The 8,752-nt window shown below is 69.0% G+C and carries 9 protein-coding genes; all 9 read right to left on the minus strand.

What is annotated here, in order from left to right; genetic code table 11:
• Positions 1 to 135: 135 nt before the first annotated feature.
• A complete protein-coding gene (locus Q0066_RS07070; RefSeq protein ID WP_298131501.1) occupies positions 136 to 492 on the minus strand; it encodes an RNA polymerase-binding protein RbpA in 357 nt (118 codons plus the stop codon).
• Between the two features lie 45 nt (positions 493 to 537).
• Positions 538 to 801, minus strand: coding sequence for a preprotein translocase subunit SecG (secG, locus tag Q0066_RS07075; RefSeq protein ID WP_298131504.1), 264 nt, complete (start codon positions 799 to 801; stop codon positions 538 to 540).
• 69 nt (positions 802 to 870) lie between these two features.
• Complete coding sequence (tpiA, locus tag Q0066_RS07080) at positions 871 to 1,653, minus strand: triose-phosphate isomerase (protein WP_298131506.1); 783 nt, start codon at positions 1,651 to 1,653, stop codon at positions 871 to 873.
• A gap of 1 nt (position 1,654) precedes the next feature.
• Positions 1,655 to 2,866: a phosphoglycerate kinase gene (locus tag Q0066_RS07085; RefSeq protein WP_298131507.1), complete on the minus strand. Its 1,212-nt coding sequence runs from the start codon at positions 2,864 to 2,866 to the stop codon at positions 1,655 to 1,657.
• A 42-nt stretch (positions 2,867 to 2,908) separates the two neighbouring features.
• The gene (gene gap / locus Q0066_RS07090) at positions 2,909 to 3,913 is read right to left on the minus strand and encodes a type I glyceraldehyde-3-phosphate dehydrogenase (RefSeq protein ID WP_298131508.1); all 1,005 of its coding nucleotides are present in this window, start codon (positions 3,911 to 3,913) and stop codon (positions 2,909 to 2,911) included.
• A gap of 253 nt (positions 3,914 to 4,166) precedes the next feature.
• Positions 4,167 to 5,153 (minus strand): DNA-binding protein WhiA, encoded by a 987-nt coding sequence (whiA, locus tag Q0066_RS07095; RefSeq protein WP_298131509.1) that lies wholly within the window; start codon positions 5,151 to 5,153, stop codon positions 4,167 to 4,169.
• A 45-nt stretch (positions 5,154 to 5,198) separates the two neighbouring features.
• Positions 5,199 to 6,146 (minus strand): uridine diphosphate-N-acetylglucosamine-binding protein YvcK, encoded by a 948-nt coding sequence (gene yvcK, locus Q0066_RS07100; RefSeq protein WP_298131511.1) that lies wholly within the window; start codon positions 6,144 to 6,146, stop codon positions 5,199 to 5,201.
• Positions 6,143 to 7,012 carry an RNase adapter RapZ gene (gene rapZ / locus Q0066_RS07105; protein ID WP_298131512.1) on the minus strand — a complete coding sequence of 290 codons (870 nt, stop codon included), beginning with the start codon at positions 7,010 to 7,012 and terminating at the stop codon, positions 6,143 to 6,145. The genes yvcK and rapZ overlap by 4 nt, the downstream gene beginning before the upstream one ends.
• A 9-nt stretch (positions 7,013 to 7,021) precedes the next feature.
• A partial coding sequence (uvrC, locus tag Q0066_RS07110) for an excinuclease ABC subunit UvrC (RefSeq protein WP_298131513.1) occupies positions 7,022 to 8,752 on the minus strand: 1,731 nt, incomplete at its 5' end.

Genomic DNA, 8,752 nt, shown 5'->3' on the forward strand with positions numbered 1-8,752 from the left:
CATCGTCGAAAATCGCACCTGGAAGAACCGTCCCCCGACGTTCGGGTCGACGCGATCCGCGGTGGAGCGGGTGAACCGAAAGGAACCGTCCCCTGAATGGTTCAGGGGACGGTTCCTTGTCGGTTCAGCGTTCGGTCAGTAGATGACCTCGCCGGCGGCCCGGCGGGCACGCAGGCCTTCGAGCGCCTCGGTGAGGATCGCTGCCGCCTCCGCGTCGCTGCGACGCTCCTTCACGTAGGCGAGGTGCGTCTTGTACGGCTGGATCTTCGGCGGAGGCGGCGGGTTCTCGGAATCCAGGTTCGCCGGGAGTCCGCAGCGCGGGCAGTCCCAGGTCTCGGGGACGACCGCATCGGCGGCGAAGGCGGGGCGGGTCTCATGCTGGTTCGAGCAGAAGTACGAGACGTACAACCGCGGCGCAGAATCGCCCCGCTCGGCCTCGCCCATCGGCCCCGCACCAACCCGGCTGCCCCGGATCGCGCTACCACCAACCACGTGTTTCTCCTTGTCGAATAGCCCTACGCCGAGAGCAGGGGAAGATCAGAGCGTGCCGTAATCCGGGAAGAACCGGTACAGCACCAGCAGTCCGAAGATCGTGGCCAGCCAGACCAGACCGATGATCACCGTCAGCCGGTCGAGCGTGCGCTCAGCGGCTGACGCGCCACCCATCGACGTGGACATGCCACCGCCGAACAGATCCGACATGCCACCGCCGCGGCCCTTGTGCAACAGCACGAACAGGGCCAACACGACGCTGGTGAGGATCAGCACGATCGACAGGGTCAGAATCGGCCACGTCAACATGGGCACAACAATCACAGGGTGAATCCTAACCTAACCACGCCAGCGCCTCGGCCACCGCCGAACAGGCGATCAGGCCCGCTGGTAGAAGGTGATGATCTTCGCGAACTCGGCGGCGTCCAGGCTGGCGCCGCCGACCAGGGCGCCGTCCACATCGGGCTGGGCCATGATGTCGACGGTGTTGCCCGACTTGACCGAGCCGCCGTACTGGATCCGGACGGCGTCCGCGGCGGCCTGGCCGACCAGTTCGGCCACCCGGACGCGGATCGCGCCACAGACCTCCTGGGCGTCCTCAGGGGTGGCCACCTCGCCGGTGCCGATCGCCCAGACCGGCTCGTAGGCGATCACCAGGGCGCCGACCTCGTCGCCGGTCAGCCCGGCCAGGCACTTGTCGACCTGGGCCAGCACGAACGGAACCTGGTTGCCCTCTTTGCGGACGTCGAGCTTCTCGCCGACGCAGACGATCGGGGTCATTCCGGCGGCCTGCACGACCTTGGCCTTCTCGTTGACGAGCTCGTCGGTCTCGCCGTGGTAGTCGCGCCGCTCGGAGTGCCCGATCACCACGTAGCCACAGTTCAGCTTGGCCAGCATGGCGGCCGAGATCTCGCCGGTGTAGGCGCCGGAGGCGTGCACCGAGACATCCTGGGCGCCGAACTTCAGCGGCAGCTTGTCGCCCTCGATCAGCGTCTGCACGGTGCGCAGATCGGTGAACGGCACGATCACGGCCGCCTCCGACTTGCTCGCGTCGTACTTCAGGTCATCCAGCGTCCAAGCGAGTTTCTGGACCAGTCCGGTGGCCTCGACGTGGTCGAGGTTCATCTTCCAGTTGCCGGCCATGATGGGCGTGCGCGCCATGTCAGTTGCCTTCCTCGAGCACCGCGATGCCCGGCAGTTCTTTGCCTTCCAGGTACTCCAGCGAGGCGCCTCCGCCCGTGGAGATGTGCCCGAAGGCACTATCGTCGTGACCGAGTTCGCGCACCGCCGCGGCGGAGTCGCCACCGCCGACGACGCTCAGGCCGTCGACCTCGGTGAGCGCCTGTGCCACAGCCGCCGTGCCGCCGGCCAGCTCGGCGATCTCGAACACGCCCATCGGGCCGTTCCAGACCACCGTCTTCGCCGCCTTGATCGCGTCGGCGAACAGCTTCTCGGATTCGGGGCCGATGTCGAGGCCCATCTTGTCCGCGGGGATCGCGTCGGCGGCGACCACCTCGACCGCACCGTCGACGGTGCGGGCCGCGAAGTCCATGCCGGAGGCCACCCGGACGTCGACCGGCAGCAGGATCTGCTTGCCCTCGGCCGCAGCGGTGGCCAGGTAGCCCTTGCAGGTCTCGATGCTGGCCTCGTCGAGCAGGGAGGCACCGATCTGGTAGCCCTGGGCGGCCAGGAACGTGTACGCCATGCCGCCGCCGATCACCAGGGTGTCGGCCAGCTTCAGCAGGTTCTCGATGACCGCCAGCTTGTCGGCCACCTTCGCGCCGCCCAGCACGACCACGAACGGCCGGTCGGGGTCGGAGAGCACCTTGGAGAAGACGTCGACCTCCTTCTTCACCAGGGTGCCGGCGGCGTGCGGCAGCAGCTTGGCCACGTCGTAGACGCTGGCCTGCTTCCGATGCACCACACCGAATCCGTCGGAGACGAAGACGTCGGCCAGCGCGGCCCACTTCTGCGCCAGCGCCTCGCGCTCGGCGTCGACCTTGGAGGTCTCCCCCGGCTCGAAGCGGACGTTCTCGAGCAGCGCGATCTCGCCGTCGGCCAAGCCGGCGACGGTCGCTTCGGCGCCCGGCCCGGCGGTGTCGGAGGCGAGTTTGACCTCTGCTCCGATCAGCTCGCCGAGCCGCTTCGCCGCGGGGGCCACCGAGTACTTCGGCTCGGGGGCACCCTTGGGTCGGCCGAGGTGAGCCAGCACGATGACCTTCGCGCCGGCGTCCTTCAGTTGGGTCAGGGTCGGCAGCGCCGCCCGGATCCGACCGTCGTCGGTGATCGTGTCGCCGTCGAGCGGGACGTTGAAGTCGCAGCGGATGAGTACCCGCTTGCCCTTCAGATCACCAAGATCCTGTACTGACTTCACCTTCGGCCTCTCCTGTGACTATCTATCGGGTGATTACCGGACTCAGAGCTTCGAGCCGACCAGGACGGTCAGGTCGACGAGGCGGTTGGAGTAGCCCCACTCGTTGTCGTACCAGCCGACGACCTTGACCTGATCGCCGATCACCTTGGTCAGCCCGGCATCGAAGATGCAGGAGTGCGGATCGGTCTCGATGTCCTTGGACACGATCGGATCCTCGGTGTAGGCCAGGATGCCCTTCAGCGGGCCCTCGGCGGCGGCCTTGATGGCGGCGTTGATCTCCTCGACGGAGGTCTCCTTGCCGGCCTGGAAGGTCAGGTCGGTGGCCGAGCCGGTGGGGACCGGAACCCGCAGTGCGTAGCCGTCGAACTTGCCCTTGAGCTCCGGCAGCACCAGGGCCACGGCAGCGGCGGCACCGGTCTTGGTCGGCACGATGTTCAGGGCGGCGTTGCGCGAGCGACGCAGGTCGCTGTGCGGGCCGTCCTGCAGGTTCTGATCGGCGGTGTAGGCGTGCACCGTGGTCATCAGGCCACGGACGATGCCGACGGTGTCGTTCAGCACCTTGGCCATCGGGGCCAGGCAGTTGGTGGTGCAGGACGCGTTGGAGATGACGTTGTCGGTCTCGGGGTTGTAGTCACCCTCGTTGACACCGACGACCACCGTGATGTCCTCGTTCTTCGCCGGAGCGGAGATGATGACCTTCTTGGCGCCGGCCTCGATGTGGGCCTTGGCCTTGTTGGCGTCGGTGAAGAAGCCGGTGGACTCGATCACGACATCGGCGCCGATCTCGCCCCAGGGCAGGTTCTTCGGGTCACGCTCGGCGTAGGCCATGATCTTGTGGCCGTCGACCGTGATCGACTCGTCGTCGTAGCTGATCTCGCCGGGGAAGCGGCCCAGGATCGAGTCGTACTTCAGCAGGTGGGCCAGCGTCTTGTTGTCGGTCAGGTCGTTGACGCCGACGACCTCGATGTCGGCTCCGGACGCCGTCAGCGCACGGAAGAAGTTCCGGCCGATGCGACCGAAACCGTTGATACCAACCTTCACCGTCATGTGATGGTTCCCCTTCGTTGAGTTTTTGCCCGCTTCTCAGGCACAGGCAAGGGTGGACGGGGCCCACTCTATAGAAAAAGGCCTCCGTAGGAAGGAGTTCCGGAAACCGGGTATCGGAGGCTGAACAAAGCATATGAACCGAAGGTGAACACAGGATGTGCCCACACGATCCGGGACCACCGCGTGGGCCGGCTGGACCCACCTGCCGGGCCGGTCGCGCTCACCGCGCGAGCGGAACGGAGCGGCCGTGGACTCAGTCGTTGTCCTCGAGCATCTCGCGGGACAGATTGGCCTCGGTGCCCGGGATCCCCAGCTCGGCTGCGCGCTTGTCCGCGGTCGCCAGCAATCGCCGGATGCGGCCGGCGACCGCGTCCTTGGTGAGCGGCGGCTGATGCAGCTGGCCGAGCTCCTCCAGCGAGGCCTGCTTGTTCTCCAGCCGGAGCAGGCCGGCCACCTTCAGGTGCTCCGGAATGTCGTCGCCGAGAATCTCCAGGGCGCGCTCGACCCGGGCGCCGGCGGCCACCGCGGCGCGCGCGGAACGGCGCAGATTGGCGTCGTCGAAGTTCGCCAGCCGGTTGGCCGAAGCCCGCACCTCACGCCGGATCCGACGCTCCTCCCAGGCCAGCAGCGACTGGTGGGCACCGAGCCGGGTCAGCATGGCCGCGATCGCGTCGCCGTCGCGGATCACCACCCGGTCGACCCCGCGCACCTCACGTGCCTTGGCCGAGATGCCGAGCCGCCGGGCGGCACCGACCAGTGCCAGCGCCGCCTCCGAACCGGGGCAGGTGATCTCCATCGCCATCGAACGGCCGGGCTCGGTCAACGAGCCGTGGGCCAGGAAGGCACCCCGCCAGCCGGCCACCGAGACGTCCAGGCCGCCGCTGACGATGGCCGCGGGCAGGCCGCGCACCGGGCGTCCACGATTGTCGATCAGGCCGGTCTGCCGGGCCAGCGATTCACCGTCACGGATCAGCCGGACGATGTAGCGGGTGCCGCGACGCAGTCCGGACGAGGTGACCACCACGAACTCGGAGTTGAAACCGAACAGCTCGGCGATCGCCGTCCGCAGCCGGCGGGCGGCACCACCGGTGTCGAGTTCCGCCTCGACCACGATCCGGCCGCCGGCCAGGTGCAGCCCGCCGGCGAAACGCAGGATGGCCGCCACCTCGGCGCGGCGGCAGGCCGGCTTGGTCACCGGCACCGTGGCCAGCTCCGCCTTGACCTGCTGCGTCATTGCCATGGATTCGTCCTTAGAGGTTCGGGGGTGGTGCGACCTGGTCGGTCGTTACTGCATGAGTTCGGCGTAGACGGCGGCCAGCCGGTGGTGATCGTGCCTCGGGGTGCCGTCGCGCATCCGTACATTCTCCACCACGAGACGGGCGCCGAGGGAGCGGGCGAAGCGTTCCAACGGCGGATCGTCGGCGGCGAAGCTCGGGTCGACGATCACCGCGTCGAGCCGCAGCGCCGGGCAGTGGTCGGCGAGCACCTCCAGATGCCGGGACGCGGGAAAGCCGTCCGTCTCGTCGGCGGGCACCAGATTCATGGTCAGGATGCGCTGCGCCCTGGTCGACGTGATGGCGTCGGCCAGCTCGGGCACCAGCAGGTGCGGAATCACCGAGGTGAACCAGGAGCCGGGGCCGAGCACGATGTGGTCGGCCTCCAGCACGCTCTGCACCGATTCCCGCCGTGCCGGCGGATCGGACGGCACCAGCCGTACGGCGCGGACGTCGCCGCGGGTCTTGGCCACCGTCGCCTGCCCGCGGAGCACGGCGAGGTCGTCCGGACGCTCGGGGTCGGAGCCCACCACGTCGGCCTCGATCATCAGCGGAACCGCGGCCATCGGCAGCACCCGGCCCTGGATGCGCAGCAGTGCGCCCACCATGTCGAGGCCGGCGACCGGGTCCTCCAGCCGCTGCCACAGCCCGGCGATCAGCAGGTTGCCGATAGCGTGCCCGGCCAGCGGCCCCTCACCGCTGAACCGGGACTGCAGCACGTCTGCCCACGTCCGGCCCAGATCGTCGTCGGCGCACAGCGCGGCCAGCGCCATCCGCAGGTCGCCCGGCGGCAGGATGTCGAACTCGGCGCGCAGCCGTCCGGAGGAGCCGCCGTCGTCGGCGACGGTGACCACCGCGGTGAGGTGCGGCGTCACGTAGCGCAACGCACTCAACGCGCCGTACAGCCCGTGCCCGCCGCCGAAGGCGACCACGGACGGCGCCCGCCTCAGCCCACTCATTCCTTACCCAGATCTCGATGGATGACCTGGCTCGCGACCCCGCGCTGCTGCAGCCGCTTGGACAGCTCCACGGCCATCGCGGTGCTGCGGTGCTTGCCGCCGGTGCAGCCGACACCGACCGTGGCGAGCCGCTTGCCCTCGCGCAGATAGCCGGGCTTCACCAGGGCCAGCAGGTCGGTGACGTGGCCGAGGAAGTCGTCGGCGCCGTCCTGGCCGAGCACATAGCTCGAGACCGCCTGCGACAGGCCGGTCTGCGGCCGCAGGTCGGGCACCCAATGCGGGTTGGGCAGGAAGCGCACGTCGAACACCATGTCGGCGTCGATCGGGATGCCGTTCTTGAACCCGAACGACATGACGGTGACCAGCAGGTCGGCGTTCTCGTCGGAACCGAACGCGTGTGCCACCCGGTCGGACAGCTGGTGCACGTTGAGGTTCGAGGTGTCGATCACCATGTCGGCCGAGGCACGCAGGCTGGCCAACAGCTGCCGCTCCTTGTGGGCACCGTCGAGCAGCCCGCCCTCGCCCTGCAGCGGCAACGGCCGGCGCACCGATTCCTGGCGTCGGACGATGGCCGCGTCGTCGGCGTCCAGGAACAGGATCTGAGGCACCACACCCGCCTGTCCCAGGGCGTCGAAGACGGACGGGATCTGCTGGAAGGCCGACCGGGTGCGGACGTCGAGGCCGACCGCCACCTTGGTGAAGTCACGTTCCTTGGCGATCTGCACCATGCCGGGCAGCAGCTGGGGCGGCAGGTTGTCGACCACGTACCAGCCCAGATCCTCCAGGGTGTGGCACGCCGTGCGGCGACCGGCACCGGACATGCCGGTGACGATCACGAAGCGGAGCGCGGAGGCGGGTGTGCTCATGGTGGGAGATTATCCCCGATCCGCGGACGGCGCCGCAGCGGGTCCTGAGTCCAGCACCTCGCCCGTGGTGAGGTTCACCGCCTCGGGAACCGGGCCGGCGAGCGCCTCGACGATCGCGGCGGCGAGGCGGGGCCCGATGCCCGGAACCACCGCCAGTTCCTCGGGTGTCGCCGCGCGCAGCTTCCGCAGTGAACCGAAGTGCTTCAGCAGCGTCTTGCGCCGCACCTCACCCAGGCCGGGGACGGCGTCCAGCACCGACTCGACCATCGAGGCGCTGCGGCGTCCGCGATGGTGGGTGATGGCGAACCGGTGCGCCTCATCACGGACCCGCTGCAGCAGGTAGAGGCCCTCGCTGGTCCGCGGCAGGATGAGCGGGAACTCGTCGTCGGGCACCCACACCTCTTCGAGCCGCTTCGCCAGCCCGATCACCGCCACGTCGTCGATGCCGAGTTCGTTCAGCGCCCGGACTGCGGCGGCGACCTGCGGGGCCCCGCCGTCGACCACCACCAATCCCGGCGCGTAGGCGAATTTGCGGGCCGCGCCCGTTGTCGGATCGACCAGCAGCGGGCCCTCATCGGACGGCTGGGTCTGCTCGTCGAGGTAGCGGCGGAACCGCCGGGTGATCACCTCGTGGATCGCCGCCACGTCGTTGGAGCCGTCGATGCCGCGGATCACGAACCGCCGGTAGTCGCTCTTGCGGGCCAGGCCGTCCTCGAAGACCACCATGGACGCCACGATCTCGGTGCCCTGCAGGTGCGAGACGTCGTAGCACTCGATCCGCAGCGGCACCGTGGGTAGCGCGAGCGCCTGCTGGATCTCTTCCAGGGCCTGGTTACGGGTGGACAGGTCGCTGGCCCGCCGGGTCTTGTGCAGCGCCAACGCCTCGGCCGCATTGCGGGCCACCGTCTCCATCAGGGTCTTCTTGTCGCCGCGCCGCGGGGTGCGGATGATCACCCGCGAGCCCCGCGATTCGGTCAGCAGCTCGGCGATCAGGCCCGCGGTGGACGGCACCTCGGGGACCAGGATCTCCGGCGGCACCTCGGTGCCGTCGACGTCGGAGTACAGCTGCAGCAGGAAGGTTTCGATCAGGCCGGGGGTCTCGGTGTCGTCGGTGCGGTCGGCCACCCAGGCGCGCTGGCCGCGGACGCGTCCGTCGCGGACGTGGAAGATCTGGACGGCGACCTCCAGCGGATCCTCGGCCAGCGCGATCACGTCGGCGTCGGTGCCGTCGCCGAGCACGATCGCGTTCGAGTCGGTGGCCTGGCGCAGCGCGTGCAGCTGATCGCGCAGCACCGCCGCCTTCTCGAACTCGAGGTTGTCGGACGCCTCCTGCATCTGCCGCTCCAGGCGCTTCAGCAACACATTCGTGCGGCCGGCGAGGAAGTCGCAGACGTCCTGGGCGAGCGCGCGATGCTCGTCCGGGCCGATCCGGCCGACGCACGGCGCGGCGCACTTGCCGATGTAGCCGAGCAGACACGGCCGTCCGGACGCCGCCGCCGAGCGGAAGACACCGTTGGTGCAGGACCGCATCGGGAAGGCCCGCAGCAGCGGGTCGAGCGTCTCGCGAATCGCCCAGGCGTGCGCGTAGGGACCGAAGTAGCGGGTGCCCTTGCGCTTCTTGCCGCGGCCCACGAATACCCGCGGGAACTCCTCCGACCAGGTCACCGCCATCCACGGATAGGACTTGTCGTCGCGGTACTTCACGTTGAACCGCGGGTCGTGCTGCTTGATCCAGGTGTA

It is taken from the genome of Micropruina sp. (assembly GCF_027492755.1).
In the GTDB taxonomy this organism is placed as follows: domain Bacteria; phylum Actinomycetota; class Actinomycetes; order Propionibacteriales; family Propionibacteriaceae; genus Micropruina.

Coding starts and splice junctions, on each gene's coding strand:
- tpiA (WP_298131506.1), bottom strand. CDS start 1,653: ATGGCGCGCACGCCCATCATGGCCGGCAACTGGAAGATGAACCTCGAC.
- rapZ (WP_298131512.1), bottom strand. CDS start 7,012: ATGAGCACACCCGCCTCCGCGCTCCGCTTCGTGATCGTCACCGGCATG.
- secG (WP_298131504.1), bottom strand. CDS start 801: ATGTTGACGTGGCCGATTCTGACCCTGTCGATCGTGCTGATCCTCACC.
- gap (WP_298131508.1), bottom strand. CDS start 3,913: ATGACGGTGAAGGTTGGTATCAACGGTTTCGGTCGCATCGGCCGGAAC.
- yvcK (WP_298131511.1), bottom strand. CDS start 6,146: ATGAGTGGGCTGAGGCGGGCGCCGTCCGTGGTCGCCTTCGGCGGCGGG.
- whiA (WP_298131509.1), bottom strand. CDS start 5,153: ATGGCAATGACGCAGCAGGTCAAGGCGGAGCTGGCCACGGTGCCGGTG.